The 16,217-nt window shown below is 60.4% G+C and carries 13 protein-coding genes; 3 read left to right on the top strand and 10 right to left on the bottom strand.

Going from position 1 to position 16,217, the window contains the following annotated elements:
• Window positions 1–78: 78 nt before the first annotated feature.
• Entirely contained in the window at window positions 79–885 is an 807-nt protein-coding gene (locus AACX78_RS13535) for a crotonase/enoyl-CoA hydratase family protein (protein ID WP_159166507.1), read from the top strand.
• 79 nt (window positions 886–964) lie between these two features.
• Here AACX78_RS13535 and AACX78_RS13530 read toward each other — a convergent pair whose 3' ends face one another.
• Complete coding sequence (locus AACX78_RS13530; protein ID WP_021140232.1) at window positions 965–2,464, bottom strand: alanine/glycine:cation symporter family protein; 1,500 nt, start codon at window positions 2,462–2,464, stop codon at window positions 965–967.
• Between the two features lie 300 nt (window positions 2,465–2,764).
• On the opposite strand from AACX78_RS13530, the gene AACX78_RS13525 reads away from it, so the two are divergent.
• Window positions 2,765–3,202 carry a GNAT family N-acetyltransferase gene (locus AACX78_RS13525; RefSeq protein WP_159166506.1) on the top strand — a complete coding sequence of 146 codons (438 nt, stop codon included), beginning with the start codon at window positions 2,765–2,767 and terminating at the stop codon, window positions 3,200–3,202.
• Between the two features lie 18 nt (window positions 3,203–3,220).
• Window positions 3,221–4,036: a M90 family metallopeptidase gene (locus AACX78_RS13520; protein ID WP_159166505.1), complete on the top strand. Its 816-nt coding sequence runs from the start codon at window positions 3,221–3,223 to the stop codon at window positions 4,034–4,036.
• 81 nt (window positions 4,037–4,117) lie between these two features.
• Here AACX78_RS13520 and AACX78_RS13515 read toward each other — a convergent pair whose 3' ends face one another.
• The 9 genes from AACX78_RS13515 to AACX78_RS13475 form a co-directional block, all read right to left on the bottom strand.
• Complete coding sequence (locus AACX78_RS13515; RefSeq protein WP_159166504.1) at window positions 4,118–4,714, bottom strand: acetate uptake transporter; 597 nt, start codon at window positions 4,712–4,714, stop codon at window positions 4,118–4,120.
• 656 nt (window positions 4,715–5,370) lie between these two features.
• Window positions 5,371–8,262, bottom strand: coding sequence for a DUF748 domain-containing protein (locus AACX78_RS13510; protein ID WP_159166503.1), 2,892 nt, complete (start codon window positions 8,260–8,262; stop codon window positions 5,371–5,373).
• Window positions 8,263–8,310: 48 nt separating this feature from the next.
• Window positions 8,311–9,072 carry a substrate-binding periplasmic protein gene (locus AACX78_RS13505; RefSeq protein WP_159166502.1) on the bottom strand — a complete coding sequence of 254 codons (762 nt, stop codon included), beginning with the start codon at window positions 9,070–9,072 and terminating at the stop codon, window positions 8,311–8,313.
• A 37-nt stretch (window positions 9,073–9,109) separates the two neighbouring features.
• Complete coding sequence (locus tag AACX78_RS13500; protein WP_159166501.1) at window positions 9,110–9,520, bottom strand: MerR family transcriptional regulator; 411 nt, start codon at window positions 9,518–9,520, stop codon at window positions 9,110–9,112.
• A gap of 20 nt (window positions 9,521–9,540) precedes the next feature.
• Window positions 9,541–10,479 (bottom strand): hydroxymethylglutaryl-CoA lyase, encoded by a 939-nt coding sequence (locus tag AACX78_RS13495; RefSeq protein ID WP_159167527.1) that lies wholly within the window; start codon window positions 10,477–10,479, stop codon window positions 9,541–9,543.
• A gap of 14 nt (window positions 10,480–10,493) precedes the next feature.
• Entirely contained in the window at window positions 10,494–12,479 is a 1,986-nt protein-coding gene (locus AACX78_RS13490) for an acetyl/propionyl/methylcrotonyl-CoA carboxylase subunit alpha (protein WP_159166500.1), read from the bottom strand.
• Window positions 12,480–12,582: 103 nt separating this feature from the next.
• On the bottom strand, window positions 12,583–13,422 hold the full coding sequence (locus tag AACX78_RS13485; RefSeq protein WP_159166499.1) for an enoyl-CoA hydratase-related protein: 840 nt from the start codon (window positions 13,420–13,422) through the stop codon (window positions 12,583–12,585).
• A gap of 10 nt (window positions 13,423–13,432) precedes the next feature.
• Window positions 13,433–15,052: a carboxyl transferase domain-containing protein gene (locus AACX78_RS13480; RefSeq protein WP_159166498.1), complete on the bottom strand. Its 1,620-nt coding sequence runs from the start codon at window positions 15,050–15,052 to the stop codon at window positions 13,433–13,435.
• Window positions 15,049–16,197, bottom strand: a complete 1,149-nt coding sequence (locus tag AACX78_RS13475; protein WP_159166497.1) for an isovaleryl-CoA dehydrogenase — start codon at window positions 16,195–16,197, stop codon at window positions 15,049–15,051. Before AACX78_RS13475 ends, AACX78_RS13480 begins: the two co-directional genes overlap by 4 nt.
• Window positions 16,198–16,217 lie beyond the last annotated feature (20 nt).

The following is a 16,217-nucleotide window of genomic DNA, read 5'->3' as shown; positions in this document are numbered from 1 at the left end:
TGCCTCTTGTCTCGGGATCGGGGGATGGTTATGCTCGGTGGTATGACCAGTAAAGGCGCCAGGAGAGGGTAAGGGGAAATGGAAAAACCAAGGGTCAAGTGCGAGATCCGGGACGGTATCGCCGAGGTGATGCTGGCGCGGGGGGACAAGCTCAATGCGTTGGATAGAAGCATGTTTGGCGCCATCGATCAGACGCTCGCCGAGTTGGAGCAACACAAGGGACTGCGGGCCGTGATCTTGTATGGGGAAGGGCGTGCCTTCTGCGCCGGGCTGGATGTGAAATCCATGCTCAAGCAGCCGGTGGCGGCCCTGGACATCCTCAAGCGCGAGGCGGATGAGGCGACCAATCTGGCTCAGCGGGTCGCCTATGGCTGGCACCAGCTACCGGTGCCTGTGATTGCCGTGACCCAGGGGGTTTGCTTTGGCGGTGGCTTGCAGATTGCCCTCGGCGCCGACTTTCGGTTCAGCACCCCGGATTGTCGCTTCTCCGTGATGGAGATCAAGTGGGGCATCATTCCCGACATGAGTGGCAGTGTTATCCTGCGTAACCTGATGGGGGTGGATACCGCCATGGAGCTCGCCATGAGCGGGCGCGAGTGCGATGCGCTGGAGGCCAAGTCCCTCGGGTTGGTGAGCCGGGTATGTGAGGATCCGCTGACAGAGGCGCGGGAGTTTGCCCGTACCCTCATCACCAAGTCGCCGGATGCGCTGGCGGGGATCAAGCAGCTCTACCAGCAGGCCTGGGCTCGCAGTGATGAGGTGATGCTCAAGGAAGAGACCCGTTTGCAAAAGCAGATCCTGGGCCGGCCCAATCAGTGGCGCGCCACCTTCAACAGCCTGTTTCGCTGGCGCTTGCCGTTCGGGCCGAGGCGCAACGCCCTCTGAAGTGGTAAAGGGAAGCGGTAAAAGATACAGCAGAAGAAAATGGCAGCCGAGGCTGCCATTTTTCGTTGTGTCGTTGCACTTATTTGATGACGGTATCCGGATCTGCCTCGAAGGCATGACCGGTTTTTTCGCGCATCAGGTTGACCTCGGCGCGGTTGTCGATCCAGTAGTCGGCGTTCTTGATACCGAGTTTTTCCGGGTGGAATACTGGGTCGACCCCTTGTGCCAGCTGTGCTTCATAGTCCTTCAGGCAGACGAAGGCGGTTTTTTGCAGCAGCAGGATGGCGACTATGTTGAGCCAGGCCATCAGACCGACCCCTATGTCCCCCAGACCCCAGGCGAGATCCGCCGTCTTGACGGTGCCGTAGACAGTCGCCGCCATCAGGGCAATCTTCAGCAAGAAGGTGAGCCAGGGGCGGTTGATCTTGCGGTTGATGAAGGCGATGTTGGTTTCGGCGATGTAGTAGTAGGCCACTATGGTGGTAAACGCGAAGAAGAACAGCGCGATAGCAACAAAGTAGTTACCAAAGCCGGGCATCATGCTCTCCATGGCGGTCTGCACATAGCCAGGACCTGCAGCAATGCCGGCGATACCTGTGTAAATGGCTGCGCCATCCGGTCCTTGCACGTTGTAAAGGCCGGTGATCAGCAGCATGAAGCCGGTGGCGGAGCAGACAAACAGGGTGTCGATGTAGACGGAGAACGCCTGCACCAGACCCTGTTTGGCCGGGTGGCTCACAGCGGCGGCAGAGGAGGCGTGGGGGCCGGTTCCCTGGGCTGCTTCGTTGGAGTAAACCCCGCGTTTCACGCCCCACATGATGGCCAGGCCCAGAATGGCACCAAAGCCTGCGTCCAGACCAAAGGCGCTCTTCCAGATCAGCAAGATGATGCCTGGCAACTGGCCAATATTGAGGGCGATGATGACGCAGGCCACTATGATGTAGCCGAGCGCCATGAAGGGCACTACGGTACTGGCAAAGCTGGCGATCCGCTTCACGCCACCGAAGATGATAAAGCCCAGCAGCAGAGCCAGCACGGCCGCGGTCACGTTGGGACTAAGACCGAAGGCGGTGTTGAGGCTGGAGCCGATGGAGTTGGCTTGTACCCCCGGCAGCAGCACGCCGCAGGCGAAGATGGTGGCGATGGCAAAGATCCAGGCGTACCAAGTCATGCCTAGTCCTTTCTCGATATAAAAGGCCGGGCCACCGCGGTACTCACCGTTGATCTTCTCCTTGTAGACCTGACCCAGGGTAGACTCCACGAAGGCAGAGCTGGCACCGAGGAAGGCCACCATCCACATCCAGAACAGGGCGCCCGGGCCACCGAAGGTGATGGCAGTGGCGACGCCGGCAATGTTACCGGTACCGACCCGGCCCGCCAATGTCATGGAAAGTGCCTGGAAGGAAGAGACCCCCGCTTCGTTGGCTTTGCCTTTGAACATCAGGCGTACCATGCCTTTCAGGTGACGCAGTTGTAAAAAACGGCTGCGCAGGGAGAAGTAGAGGCCTACCCCCAGGCACAGATAGATGAGCGCAGGGCTCCAAATCACACCATTGATAGCATTGACGATTTCATTCATGTACAACAACTCCTTTGTTGTGCTGTCTTGGCGAGGTCTTTGCCTCGCTCCCTTAAAATGGTGAGTGACCAAGGGGGTCACTCAATCTTGAGCGGGACTTTCAACTACCAAGTCCGTGGGTTTTAACATATCGGTTTGTTCAAGGGCTTCCCAGCGAAATATGTTGTCATGTTGTTAATTTGTGAGTTGGCGTTAACAAATGGTCCTTTTAGTCGGGATGTGCTGGCATCCCCGCCATGACCTCCTCTCTCGTCTACTTGGATTGGTGGTAACAGAGACACAGCAAATTTGAGGCCAAGGATGAAAATAGAAAACCATCTCAATGTGATCCGCCTCGCCGGGCAGGGGGATGCGGTCGCCATGGCCCGCCTGTTCGGGCAGCTTGGCTATCCCGCCAGCCCGGTCGAGGTGGCTGAACGCTGGTTGCAGCCAGCTCCTGATCGTGAGGTGCTGCTCGCCTGTCACGAGGTCGAGGCAGTGGGAGTACTGGTGTGGCATCGCCTACGGCCCTTGCATGTTGCACCAGACTGGGGCCTGATCTCGGCACTGGTCGTCGATGAAGGTGCAAGAGGCGCTGGTGTAGGAGCTGCCTTGCTGGCGACGGCAGAAGATCGCGCTCTGACGCAAGGCTGCAGCCAGCTGGAGTTGTCCAGCAGTCTCAAACGGCAAGATGCCCATCGTTTCTACCTGTCTCAGGGTTACCTCGAGCGTCCGAAGCGGTTCGTAAAAGTATTTTGATTGGCAAGAGGAGTCTGCGTGTTCTGGTCCCGGTTATGGAGTCTGTTTGGTGGTATGTCCCGACAGGAAGAGAGCGCCCCACGAGTGCTGGAGTGGCAGCAGGCCCTGGCTGTGGTGCCCATCTTGCAGGGATTTTCCAAAGACGAACAGCTGCGGCTGATTGCTCTGGCGCAGCAATTTCTGGCCCGCAAGACCCTGACCCAACTCGGGGTTGAGCTGACTTCCCGCCAGCAGGCGGTATTGGCCTTGCAGGCGGTGCTGCCCATTTTGCATCTTGGTCTCGACTGGTATCGTGGCTTTCACGAAATCATATTGATCCCGGAACCCGTTGTCCGTCGTCAGGAGGTGCAGGATGAATTCGGTCTGGTGAGCGAGTGGGAAGAAGAGAACGCTGGTGAGTCCTGGCCTCAGGGGCCGCTGGTGCTGGCCTGGAGCGAGTTGCAGCAGGACGGGGATTGGGATGGCTTCAACCTGGTGATCCACGAACTGGCTCATAAACTCGACATGCTGGGGGGGGATGCCGACGGTGCGCCGCCGCTGCCAAGTGGCATGGATACACGCCAGTGGACCCTGGCCCTGCAGGAGGCGTTCGATGCCATGAATGCCCAGCTGGCCCGCGACGAGGTCACCGCTATCGATCCCTATGCCGCCGAGCATCCGGCCGAGTTTTTTGCTGTGTGCTGCGAGAGCTTCTTTACCGATCCGTTGCGCTTGCGGCAGGTCTATCCCGCTGTATACCGGCAACTGAGCCAGTTCTTCAGCCAGGATCCTGCCCTGCGTTTTCCGGCGACCCGCTTGCTGGCGGGAGAGGCGCAAACGGGGTCACTTGTCTGATAACCGATCTGCAGATTGCTCATTCGAAATAGCAAAAAGGCACCCGGAGGTGCCTTTTTCACAATCTGAATTGTTTACCTATCAGGCAGCAGCTTTCAGCTGTACTGCAGCGGCTTTCTTGTGATCGCCAATCGGCAGCACAGTGCGGCCAAACTGTTCGTTGATCACGGTAGCCATGGCCAGGTAGATGGCGCTGGCGCCACAGATGATGCCTTCGAAACCGGCGATGGTGCCGATCAGGGGGCTGCCGGTGAAATCACGGGCGGCCAGCAGGAAGAACAGCACTGTCAGGGAGGCAAATACGAACTGCTTCACACGGGGGAAGTTGACGGTGCCGACCAGCATGAAGAGAGTGAACATGCCCCACATCAGCAGATACCAGCCCATGTAAGCGTGGGGAGTGGCTTCGGCCAGACCCATGGTTGGCATCACCAGCAGGAACACCAGGCTCCACCAGAAGGTGCCGTAGGAGATGAAGGCGGTGACACCGAAGGTGTTGCCACGCTTGAACTCCATGATACCGGCGATGATCTGGGCCAGACCGCCATAGCACAGGCCCATGGCCAGGATCATGGCGCTGATGGGGAAGAAACCTGCGTTATGGATGTTCAGCAGAATGGTGGTCATACCGAAACCCATCAGACCCAGAGGGGCAGGGTTGGCCAATTTTTCGCTCACGTGGTGTTCTCCAAAAATAGAGGTGGGGGTTGATAAAAGACGCGCGATTTTAGGCAGGCAACGGGTCCCTCGCAAGAGGGGAGTACAAAAAATGGTAAAAAAACTACACGAAATTTTATCCACGTCATTATTCGTGCCATTCAGGTAGATAACAGGTGAATGAATAGCGGTGGCAAGGTTGATTTTTTGTGTGAGCCACGCCGGATATGAAAGTGAATAACAGATAGCAGCAGTGCTTTCGTCCTCTGGTTTTCGAGCCTGTTTCGTGCCACTGGGCTCTTGTCTGTTGCAGCCAGATGCCTGGCATTTGTCAGAGGCAAAAATCACCATATATGCCATCAAACAAAAAGAGGGAGTCACCGTTTGAAGCGCAGGAGACACTTGCCCAAATTCAGAGGAAAACCGGTCGAGCAGGGGCGCTCACATTGGACGCATTATGTGGATAACGCGATAACGGGTCGCCAGAGGAGGGCAGAGCACAGTCTTAAAGGGCGCTGGGAATGAGGGGGGTATACCCTCTATGCTCTGCGCACTCAATGATGAGCCGTTAGCGGCTATGGCCTCAAGGAAGACGTGGACGCAAGGCGGCAGGCACGAACAATCAAGGAGAGCTGAGGTGAAAACGCCGGAGAGCCGTTTCTGCTCCCCGGCAGCGGTCAGTTATCCAGTGTCAGAACGACCTTGGCTTCCTTGTCCGCCTCCTTTACCTGGCTGTCGAGTACGAACAGCCGTTCCGGCGCTATCCCCTGGGTATCCACCAGATACTCCTTGGTGTTCTGGGCACGGCGCATGGCCAGATTGCGCAGGGACTTGGCGGTGATCAGCTGTTGATCCCGCAGCAGGATCACCGCCTGGCTTCGCAGGGCTGGGCTCTCTTCATCCAGTTTCAACCTGTCGGCCAAGTCCCCCAGCTCTTCGTTGAAGCGCGCCTCATAGGCTTCGGCCAGCGCGGCTTGAAGTATGGGATCCTGCTCCAGCAGATCGAGGTCAACCGGCATGCCCGTGATCTTGGTCAATGCTCGCTCCAGCTTCTGGCGCTGCAAAATGGGGCGCTCTTCGTTGAAGTTGACCTTGCCGCGAATGTTCATGCTGATCTTGGGTCTCTCCTTGAGCGCTTGCGCCAGCTTGGTCAGCCTGATCTGCAGGGTTGGAGTGAGGGCAGGCTCACCCAGCAGGAAGGGCAGCTCATCCAGATCCTCAGTGCCTCCGGTCAACGAGGCCAGCAGAGAGAAGGGGGACGTAATGGCCTTTCTGAGGGTATTGCCCAGTACATCCCAGAAGATATTGCCGAGGCTGAAATCTGGCTGATCCAGATTGCCTTTTACCTTCAGGTTCATCTGGATGACGCCGTTGGCATCGCTGAGCAGGGCGATAGCCAGCCCCAGCGGCATGTCCTTGGCCTGCTCGCTCTTGATCTTCTCTCCCAGTTGCAGCTTCTTGATGGTGATGTCGTTATCCCCCTCCAGTCGATTGCCCTGCAGCTTGTAGTTCAGCTTCATGGAGAGCTGTCCCTTGTCGATGGCATACCCGGCGTAGGTACCGGAGTAGGGGGTAAAAGTGGTGAGTTCCAGGTTGCTGAAGGTGACTGCCACATCGAGCACGGGCTGCTCGATCAGCAGATTGGTGTTGCCGCGAATGGTCACGGGGGCATAGCGGTCAACCTTGCCGTTGAAGGCGAGATCCGAACGTTGGCCGGGAATATTGCTGATATGGCGGCTCTGGCCGCTGAGGGAGGCAATGTCCACCACGAATTCCGGGCTCAGGCTGCGATCGGCAAAGCGCAGGTTGCCCTGTTCGGTGCGGACCTGATCGATGGTAATGCGGGGGACGGGCCCGTTGGCGGGCTCTGTGCTGGCGGCTTGTGGCAGCACCAGTTGCTGGAGGTTGGTGATCCCGTCTTCGTTGATCTCGATGCGGGCGAAGGGTTTGCGCAGCAGTATGTCGCCAATCTTCACCTGCTGGCTGATGCCGTCATAGTGCAACCCGCTCAGCTCCAGACGATCTATCTGCAGCAGGCGTTGATTGTCGGCCCGATCCAGCACGAACAACTGGTCTATGTCGAGCCCCCCTGTGACCTCGAGTGTGCTCAGCGCCCCCTCGGCGTTGGTGGTCAAGGCCAGTCTGGTACGGCTGGCAAGCTGTCCGTCGCGCACCGTGATGCGCAGCAGATCCTGCAGGTAGGGTTGGGCCCATTTGAGGGGCAGCCCCTGCTGCTTGAACTCGCCCTTGAGGGTGAAAGGGGCCAGGGTGAGGTCGCCGTCAAACCCCAGCGTACTCTGGGTGTTGAGGGTGGCATTGAGGTTGAGCGGGCTGGGCTGATCAGACTGACTGCCAAGGGGACCCAGCGAGAGGTTCAGTCCGGAGATCTCGCGCAGCAGCGGCTTGCCGCTGCTCGACTCGGTCAGCTTGAACTCCCCCTGGCTGATGCGCGTCTCTTTGAGCGACCAGCGCCAGGGGTTGCCCGGGGCCGGCTTTTTGCCCGAGGGTTTATCCGCAGGCTGGGGGACAAGCAGTGCTGTCAGGTCCAGCTGCTGTGCGGCGTCGAGGGTTGCCGTGACCGCCGGGGCCTTGAGTGCGATCTTGTCGATCCTGACCGACTGCTTGTTGCCATCCAGGGCTATGCCTGCCAATGCCAGCTGTTTGAAGCGGGCAAACTCGGCGCCCTTGTTCTGCTTGAGTTGCCAGTCGCTCAAAGTCAGCTTGCCCTTTGACAACTGCCAATCCAGCCCATGCTTGCCCTGACTGAGCTGGTAGTTCAGTTCGGCGCTGGCCTCGCCCTTGACCAGATGGACCTTAAGGTAGGGGGCCCAGAGCGGCGCGAAGGGCGAGAGCGCAAGCTTGCCGAGACTGAGCTGGCCCTTGCCAGCCCCCGTCATGATATCGAGCTGGCCGCTAGCCTTGAGCGAGCTCTGCTTGTTGATCCGGGCGGTCAACTGGAAGTGGTTGGTATTTTTCGCCGCAGTGGAGAAATCCGGCAGTTGCAGATCGAGCCCGCTCAGGGTGAGCGGGGGTATCCAACCCGCACTGTTTTTCTTGCGACTGTCCTGATAGCTGACGTGACCCTGTACGGCGGCCAGTTTGGCTATCTGTACCAGAAGGGGCTCGCTGCTGGTCGTGACGGGCGTCTGCGAGGGCGTCAGCACGCTGGCCAGGGCATCGGTCAGATTGAAACGTACCTCACCTTTGCTGTCGGCCCGACGGATGATATTCACCATCGGCTTGGTGAGGGTGGTGTTACTCAGAATAATGGCCTTCTGCCGCCAGCTCTGGCCAAGCTCGGGGACAAGCTGCAACTGCTCGAAGGCGATGATGGGTTGCTGTTTTTCATCGAGCAGCGCCGAGGGACCGATGGCAAGGGAGGGATGGCGCAGGTTGACATGGATCTCCCCCAGCGTCAGGTTCATACCATAGTGTTTGGCCAGCCAGGCGGGCAGGTGGCGCTGGGTGAGAGTCGGCGCTTGCCATAACAGGACCAACAGGGAGATGAGCAGTGCGGCGAAGAGATAAAGGGTATAGCGCAGCAGGCGGACACGCAGGGGTTTGGGCATGAAGGTCTCCAATTGATGCGCACAGGGTAGCAAGTTTTCAGGACATAATCATGGTGCCGCTTGATGCTGTACGCCGTACTTTGTCCACAGGCGTGTCAGGGCTCCGCTTTTCTTCAACTCGGCCAGCCAGGTTTCCAACTGGCGGGTCGAGATGTCTGCCGTCGGGCTGAGCAGTGCTCTCAGCTCATACTGCTGATCCCACTTGTCTGACCGCAGCAACTGGGCTGCTAGCTCGGGATACTGTTGGCTGAACTGGTTGAGGTAAGCGAGGTTGAGGATGGCCACCTCGCCGCGCCCCTTGAACAATCCCTGTATGGCGGTGGCATTGTCTTTCACCAGCGTGATGCGAAAGCGCTGCTTGAGCGCGTCCGCATTGGCATTGAAGTCGGCAAATCCATAGTGATAACCGGTGACGCCGATAAGCTTGCGCTGATCAATGTGTTCGAAGAAGGTTTGATCACGCCCTGGCACCTTGAGGGCAACATATATTTCGCCCCCCAGCAGTAAAGGTGGGGTCATGTGAACTTGTTCCGCATCCCAATTCCAGCGGATATCCTCGAACAGCATGAGGGAGAAGCGGCCGACAGCCAGCGCCTGATAGCGATAGGTGGCCGAGGTGGGGACAAAGACGAAACGCACTTCTTGCTGAACTTCGTTGAGCGCCGAGATGAGATCCAGCGTCAGTCCCCGATAGCGGTTGTCACTCTCCTTGACCACGAAGGGGGCATAGGGGTAACCCCCGACCCGGATCAGGGGGTGGCTCCAGGCGGTGGAGCAGAACAAGAGTAACAACCAGCACCAGCATTTCATCGGGAGCACCAAGATGGTGAGATGATCCCAGATTCGGTTAATCTGCGCTGGTTTTCAAGCTGTTAAGGGAATTTGCACAGCGCTGCTCGGCGGCTTCCAGCTCTGCCATCACCATCTGGATATCCTCCAGTTGCTGGTGCAGGGATTGGCGCTTGGCATTGATGAGCTGGATCATGGAGTGGAGCTGAGTCTTGCTCGAGCGATCCGTGTCATACATGTCGAACAGCTCGCGGATTTCCGCCAAGCTGAAGCCGAGCCGTTTGCCGCGGAGTGTCAGCTTGAGGCGGATCTTGTCCTTGTGGCTGTAGATGCGGGTCTGTCCCTCCCGGGTCGGGGTGATCAGTCCCTCATCCTCGTAGTAGCGGATGGTCCTTGGCGTGATATCAAATTCATGGGCCAGTTCCGAGATGCTGTAGGTGATCTCCTTGCCGGGCAGGGGCGGTGGCATGGTAGTGACTCCTGTTAGCGCTAGTGTGAGGATGACTGGCAAAGGCGCATCCGCAGCCGCTCTGCATTGGCGTGGAGGGCCTGGCCTACCCGGGAGCCGTTGGGACGGCCGAGCCGTTCGCTTACCCATTGGCCGGTGGCCGCCAGCTTGTCCAGATCCACCCCTGTGCTCATGCCAAGGCCGTGCAGCAGATAGATCACCTCCTCCGAGGCGATGTTGCCGGAGGCACCCGGTGCGTAGGGGCAACCGCCGAGTCCGGCTACCGAGCAGTCTATGGTGCGGATGCCGCGCTCCAGCGCCGGCAGCAAATTGGCCAAGCCCTGGCCGTAGGTGTCGTGAAAATGGACCGCGAGCCGTCCTGCCGGGATCTCGTGCAGCACAGCATCCAGCATGGGGGCGACCGTGCCAGGGGTACCGACTCCTATGGTGTCCCCCAGCGAGATCTCATGACAACCGAGATCAAGGAGTCGCTCGGCCATGGCCGCTACCCGTTTCGGGCGGGTCGGGCCATCGAAGGGGCAGGCGATGACGGTGGAGAGATAACCGCGCACCTTGATGCCGAGGCGGCGTGCCTCCTGCACCAGAGGGGCGAAGCGCACCAGCGACTCCTCCACACCGATGCCGATATTGGCGCGGGTAAAACCGTCAGAACAGGCGGTGAACAGACCAATCTCGTCAGCCCGGGCGGCAATGGCAGCCTGCAGGCCTTGCAAGTTGGGCACCAAGGCACCGTAGCGGGTAGGCCCCTTGCGCGGCAGGGCCTTGAACAGTTCGGCAGAGTCGGCCATCTGCGGCACTCGCCTGGGGGAGACGAAGGCCCCCACCTCGATGCGCTGTAAGCCGCTCTCGACGAGACGGGCTATCAGCTCAAGCCGCTGGATAAGGGGCAGGGCATTTGCTTCGTTTTGCAGGCCATCGCGCGGGCCCATCTCCACCAGGCTGACCTTGTCGTCCTGCATGCCAGATTCTCTTTTCATGTACTGCTCTCTTGCGTCTTCAGCGTGCTTTCATCGGCCAGGCCGGCATCGGTAAAACGTACCAGCACGGCGCCCTGACTTACCTGTTCCCCTGCTTTGCATTGCAGGGTATCGATCACACCGTCTTGTTCGGCTTTCAAGACGTGCTCCATCTTCATTGCCTCCAGTACCAGCAGGGGTTGCCCTTTGCTGACGCGTTGCCCGACCTCGACCAGCAGTGCCACTACGATGCCATGCATGGGGGCTATGGCGCCCTGCATGGTGGTACTGGTGTGATCATGATGGGTCTGGTGCGCGTGATCATGGGGGCAAAAGCGAATGCGTTGCCCATCCAGTTGCACCATGAAATCCCTCGCCCCAACAGCCTGTATGGGGTAGCGCTGCCAGCGCCCTGCATGTTGCAGGCGGATATGATCAGCGCCCAGCGCATAGGGAATTTGCTCTCCCTGCCACTCAAGCTTGCCTGCACATTCGGTGAGGCTCAGTACCCGTGCCTCCTCGCCGATCTGCACCGCCGCCGTCCAGCTTTTGCGTTGACCCAGACGAAAGCCGGATGCCTGTTGCCAAGGGGCGCTGCCTGCACTGCGGCTGGCGAGCCAGAGGGTGGCCAGCGGCCAGGCAAGCTCGGGCACTGTCAATGGTTCTGTGGGGATGGGCCATTGGGTGTGATGGCGCATGGCCAGCACGTCCGGCTCCTGACACAGGCGCAGCAACAAGGGGCCGTTGTGCACCAGGGGGCCGAGTTCCAGCGCACCCAGCGCATCGGCCAGTCTGGCAAAGGCTTCTGCTCGGCTCTGGCCGTGGGCAATCAGCTTGGCAATCATGGGATCGTAATAGGGGCTGACGTCATCTCCGGCAGTCACACCTGTGTCGATGCGCACCCCGTCCGGCCAGTGCAGCCACTCTATGGGGCCGCTGGCGGGCAGAAAACCGGCTGCCACATCCTCGGCATAAAGGCGCGCTTCTACCGCATGGCCGTGCAGGACTACCTCCTCCTGGGTCAGGGGCAGGGGCTTGCCTTCGGCGACTGCCAACTGCCAGGCCACCAGATCCTGGCCGGTGACAAACTCGGTGACAGGGTGTTCCACCTGCAGGCGAGTGTTCATCTCCATAAAGAAGAATTCGTCCCCGCACAGCAAAAATTCGATGGTACCAGCCCCTCGATAATCGATGGCTTTGGCAGCGGCGACGGCGGCTTGCCCCATGGCTTGGCGCAGTGACGGGGGGATGTCGGGGGCAGGGGCCTCTTCAATCACCTTCTGGTGGCGTCGCTGCAAGGAGCAATCCCTGTCCCCCAGATAGATGGCGTTGCCGAGGCTGTCGGCAAACACCTGCACCTCCACATGACGGGCCTTGGGCAAGTAGCGCTCCAGCAAGACGCTGTCATCGCCAAAGGCGCCCAGCGCTTCGCGTTTCACGGCCGCCAGCGCCTCGTCAAATTCGTCGATCTGTTCGACCAGACGCATCCCCTTGCCACCGCCCCCGCTGGCCGCCTTGATCAGCAGCGGCAAGCCTGTCAGCAATGCCTGCTCGCGCAGCAGCTCGAGGCGCTGATCCGTGCCGTGATAGCCGGGCAGGACGGGAACGCCTGCTGCCTGCATCAGCGACTTGGCGCCGGACTTGTCCCCCATGGCGAGGATAGCCGCGCCACTGGGGCCGATAAAACGCACACCACGCTGCTCGCAGGCGGTGGCAAAGTCGCTGTTTTCCGATAAAAAGCCGTAACCGGGATGGATGGCATCGGCGCTTGCCTGCTGGGCGATACGCAGTACCTTGGCCGCATCGAGATAGCTCTCCCGCGCGGGGGCAGGTCCCAGATGCCAGGCTTCGTCCGCTTCCCGCACATGCATGGCATTTTGGTCTGCATCCGAGTAGAGGGCTATGGTGTGGATGCCGAGCCGACGGGCTGTCTTGATGATGCGCACGGCGATTTCGCCGCGGTTGGCAATCAACAGTCGTCTAATCGGCGTCTGGTTGGTCATGACGGCTCCTCACATTGCGCTGAAAAGGCAGAATGGGATGATGCGCGGCGGGTTTCCTCGCCGTGGCTGGCGATCTGCAGTCGCTTGACGGTGTTGCTGTGAGTCATGCTTCATCCTTGAAACGGGGGCGCCAGCTGGGGGGGCGTTTATCAAAAAAGGCCTGCATCCCCTCCTGAGCCTCGAGCCCGACCCGCACCCGGGCTATGGTCTCGACGGTTTTCTCTTCATGGAGACGGGCGCCATGGCTCTCGATGGCGGCCAGTAGTCGCTTGGTCTCCTTCATCGCCTCCGGGCCGTTGCGACACAGGCGCATGGCCAGCGCGCGCCCTTCGGCCAGCAGCTGCTCCGGCTTGGCCAGCTGGTGCGCCACATTGAGCCGGCAGGCGGTGATGGCATCAAAGGGTTCGGCGCTCAGCATGTAACGACGTGCCTGGCGCATGCCCATGGTGCGCACCACATAGGGGCTGATCACCGCCGGTACCAGCCCCAGGCTCACCTCGGAGAGGCAGAAGCGTGCATCTTCGCTGGCCAGCACCAGATCGCAGGCACAGACAAGGCCCAATGCGCCGCCATAGGCGGCTCCCTGCACCAGCGCCAGGGTGGGGAAAGGGAGCTCATCCAGGGTTTGCATCAGCCTCGCCAGTACCCGGGCGTCTTCCCTGTTGTGTTCAAAGTCGGCGTGAGCGAGATTGCGCATCCAGTTGAGATCGGCGCCGGCACAAAAGTGCCTGCCCTCGGCGCGCAGCAGCAAGGCATGGGGGCGTTCGGCGAGCGATTGACCATGAAGATGGGCCAGTTCGTCGAGGCAATCGAGCAGCCCCAGCATGAGGTCGGCATCAAAAGCGTTGTGACGAGCGGGGCGTGACAGCACCAGTTCGGCCAGTGGCCCATGGCGCTCCAGGCGAAATCCCGCCGGAGGATCATTGAAAAGTGGATCGGACATGACGAACTCCTTACATCCGGAAGATGCCGTATTGCTCGGGTCCCGGCTCAGCACCCCGGCAGGCGGCCAGCGCCAGCGCCAGCACTGTGCGGCTTTGCGCCGGGTCTATGACGCCGTCATCCCATAACCGCGCGCTGGCGTAATAGGGGTGACCCTGCTGTTCATACTGCTCGATCACGGGCGCGCGGATGGCGGCGGCTTCCTGCTCGCTCAATACCTTGCCCTCAACGGCCAGCTTGTCCCGGCGCACCTGTACCAGCACACCGGCAGCCTGCTCGCCGCCCATGACAGAGATGCGACTGTTGGGCCAGCTGAACAGAAAGTCGGGCTCATAGGCGCGGCCACACATGCCGTAGTTGCCCGCGCCGAAGCTGCCGCCGACGATCAGGGTTATCTTGGGTACCCGGCTGCAGGCCACGGCAGTGACCAGTTTGGCCCCATGTTTGGCGATGCCTTCCCGCTCTGCGGTACTGCCCACCATAAAGCCGGTGATATTTTGCAGGAACAGCAGGGGAATGGAGCGCTTGTTGCAGAGCTGGATAAAGTGGGCGCCTTTCTGGGCGCTGTCGCTGTGCAACACGCCGTTGTTGGCAAGGATCCCCACCTGCATGCCACAGATGCGGGCAAACCCCGTCACCAGGGTAGTGCCGAACAGTGCCTTGAATTCGTCAAATTCGGAGCCATCCACCAGACGGGCGATGAGCTCTCGGGCATCGTAAGGGCGCTTGAGGCTGGTGCCCACCAGACCGTAGAGCTCCTCAATGGGGTACCGGGGTTCGTCATAGCCCGGGTCGCGCGAAGCGAAACCCGACGCCGGAATGGTATTTTCCCCCAGATTTCCAACCAAGGTGCGGGCTATGGCCAGGGCATGGGCATCGTCTCGCGCCATGTGATCCGCCACGCCTGAGTGAGCGCAGTGCACCTCGGCGCCGCCCAGGGCCTCGGCGCTGATCTCCTCGCCGGTGGCCGCTTTGACCAGTGGGGGCCCCGCCAGAAAGATGGTGGCTTGTTCCTTGACCATGATGGATTCATCCGCCATGGCGGGCACATAGGCGCCCCCGGCGGTACAGAGCCCCATCACCACCGCCAGCTGGGGAATGTTTTGGGCGGACATGCGGGCCTGGTTGTAGAAGATGCGACCGAAGTGCTCCCGGTCGGGGAACACCTCGTCCTGCATGGGCAAGAAGGCGCCGCCGGAATCCACCAGATAGAGGCAGGGCAGGCGCAGCCGCTCGGCGATGGCCTGGGCCCGCAGGTGCTTTTTCACCGTCAGCGGGTAGTAGGTGCCTCCCTTGACGGTGGCATCGTTCACCACCAGCAGGCAGAGCCTGCCCGCAATCTGGCCTAGCCCTGTTATGATGCCGGCGGCGGGCACAGGCTCGTCATAGACCTGCCAGGCAGCCAACGCTGAGAGTTCGAGAAAAGGCGAACCCGGGTCAAGCAGCTGGTTGATGCGCTCTCGGGGCAGCAGTTTGCCACGGGCCTGATGGCGGGCGTTGTTGGCTGCGCCCCCGCCCTGGGCTATCTCGGCGAGCCGAGCATTGAGATCCTCGACCAGCGCCTGCATCGCCGCTTTGTTGGCGGCAAATTCCGGGCTGGCCGTGTCGAGACGGGAGTGTATCTGACTCATGCGTTCTCTCCCATCAGCTCCCGACCGATGAGCCAGCGGCGGATCTCCGAGGTGCCGGCGCCTATCTCGTAGAGCTTGGCGTCCCGCAGCAGCCGACCGGTGGGATACTCATTGATGTAGCCATTGCCTCCCAACAGCTGAATGGCATCCAGCGCCATCTGGGTGGCATTCTCGGCGGCAAACAAAATGGCGGCGGCGCAATCCTTGCGACTGGTGCGGCCCTGATCGCAGGCGCTCGCCACCGAGTAGACCAGGGCCCGGCTGCTGGCCAGACGGGTATACATGTCCGCCAGCTTGCCCTGTACCAGCTGGAACTCACCTATGGCCTGGCCGAACTGCTTGCGCTCGCGCACATAGGGCAGCACAACGTCCATGCAGGCCTGCATGATGCCAAGGGGGCCGGCGGCCAGCACCACCCGTTCGTAATCGAGACCGCTCATCAGTACCCGGGCCCCGCCGTGCAAGGTGCCGAGCAGGTTCTCCCGGGGGATGCGGCAGTTGTCAAATACCAGCTCGCAGGTGCTGGAGCCACGCATGCCGAGCTTGTCGAGCTTCTGGGCCGTGGTGAAACCTTGTGTACCCGCCTCGACGATAAAGGCCGAAATCCCCTTGGGTCCGGCGCTGGTATCGGTTTTGGCATAGATGACAAAGGTGTCGGCATCCGGGCCATTGGTGATCCACATCTTGTTGCCGTTCAGCACGAAATGATCGCCATCGTGCTTGGCGGTAAGCCGCATGCTGACAACATCGGAGCCTGCTCCCGTCTCGCTCATGGCCAGTGCGCCCACGTGCTCGCCACTGACGAGGGAGGGCAGATAACGCGCCTTCTGATCAGGGGTGCCGTGGCGGTGGATCTGGTTGATGCAGAGGTTGGAGTGGGCGCCGTAGGAGAGGCCGACCGAGGCGCTGGCGCGGCTCACCTGCTCCATCACCAGCACGTGGGCCAGATAACCGAGGCTCACGCCGTCATACTCTTCCGCCACCGTGATGCCGTGCAGCCCGAGTTCACCCATTTGGGGCCAGAGATCCCGCGGAAAGACGTTGCTGTGATCGATCTCGCTGGCGCGCGGCGCTATCACTTTCTGGCAGAAGGCCTCGACCTGCTCGGTCAGGGCGCTGAGGGTCTCATCCATCACTGCGTGCATCCTTGCTCTCCTTTGAATGG

Source organism: Aeromonas sp. 9A, from assembly GCF_963900955.1.
GTDB classification, from domain to species: Bacteria; Pseudomonadota; Gammaproteobacteria; order Enterobacterales; family Aeromonadaceae; genus Aeromonas; species Aeromonas salmonicida.
Note: the sequence above shows the minus strand (reverse complement) of the source record. Positions and strands in the feature narration are given on the sequence as shown.

Bases quoted from the DNA above. Each gene is read 5' to 3' on its own strand.
- AACX78_RS13505 (WP_159166502.1), bottom strand. From the start codon at position 9,072: ATGAAATGCTGGTGCTGGTTGTTACTCTTGTTCTGCTCCACCGCCTGG.
- AACX78_RS13495 (WP_159167527.1), bottom strand. From the start codon at position 10,479: ATGCAGGACGACAAGGTCAGCCTGGTGGAGATGGGCCCGCGCGATGGC.
- AACX78_RS13475 (WP_159166497.1), bottom strand. From the start codon at position 16,197: ATGCACGCAGTGATGGATGAGACCCTCAGCGCCCTGACCGAGCAGGTC.
- AACX78_RS13535 (WP_159166507.1), top strand. From the start codon at position 79: ATGGAAAAACCAAGGGTCAAGTGCGAGATCCGGGACGGTATCGCCGAG.
- AACX78_RS13480 (WP_159166498.1), bottom strand. From the start codon at position 15,052: ATGAGTCAGATACACTCCCGTCTCGACACGGCCAGCCCGGAATTTGCC.
- AACX78_RS13530 (WP_021140232.1), bottom strand. From the start codon at position 2,464: ATGAATGAAATCGTCAATGCTATCAATGGTGTGATTTGGAGCCCTGCG.
- AACX78_RS13510 (WP_159166503.1), bottom strand. From the start codon at position 8,262: ATGCCCAAACCCCTGCGTGTCCGCCTGCTGCGCTATACCCTTTATCTC.
- AACX78_RS13490 (WP_159166500.1), bottom strand. From the start codon at position 12,479: ATGACCAACCAGACGCCGATTAGACGACTGTTGATTGCCAACCGCGGC.
- AACX78_RS13500 (WP_159166501.1), bottom strand. From the start codon at position 9,520: ATGCCACCGCCCCTGCCCGGCAAGGAGATCACCTACAGCATCTCGGAA.
- AACX78_RS13485 (WP_159166499.1), bottom strand. From the start codon at position 13,422: ATGTCCGATCCACTTTTCAATGATCCTCCGGCGGGATTTCGCCTGGAG.
- AACX78_RS13525 (WP_159166506.1), top strand. From the start codon at position 2,765: ATGAAAATAGAAAACCATCTCAATGTGATCCGCCTCGCCGGGCAGGGG.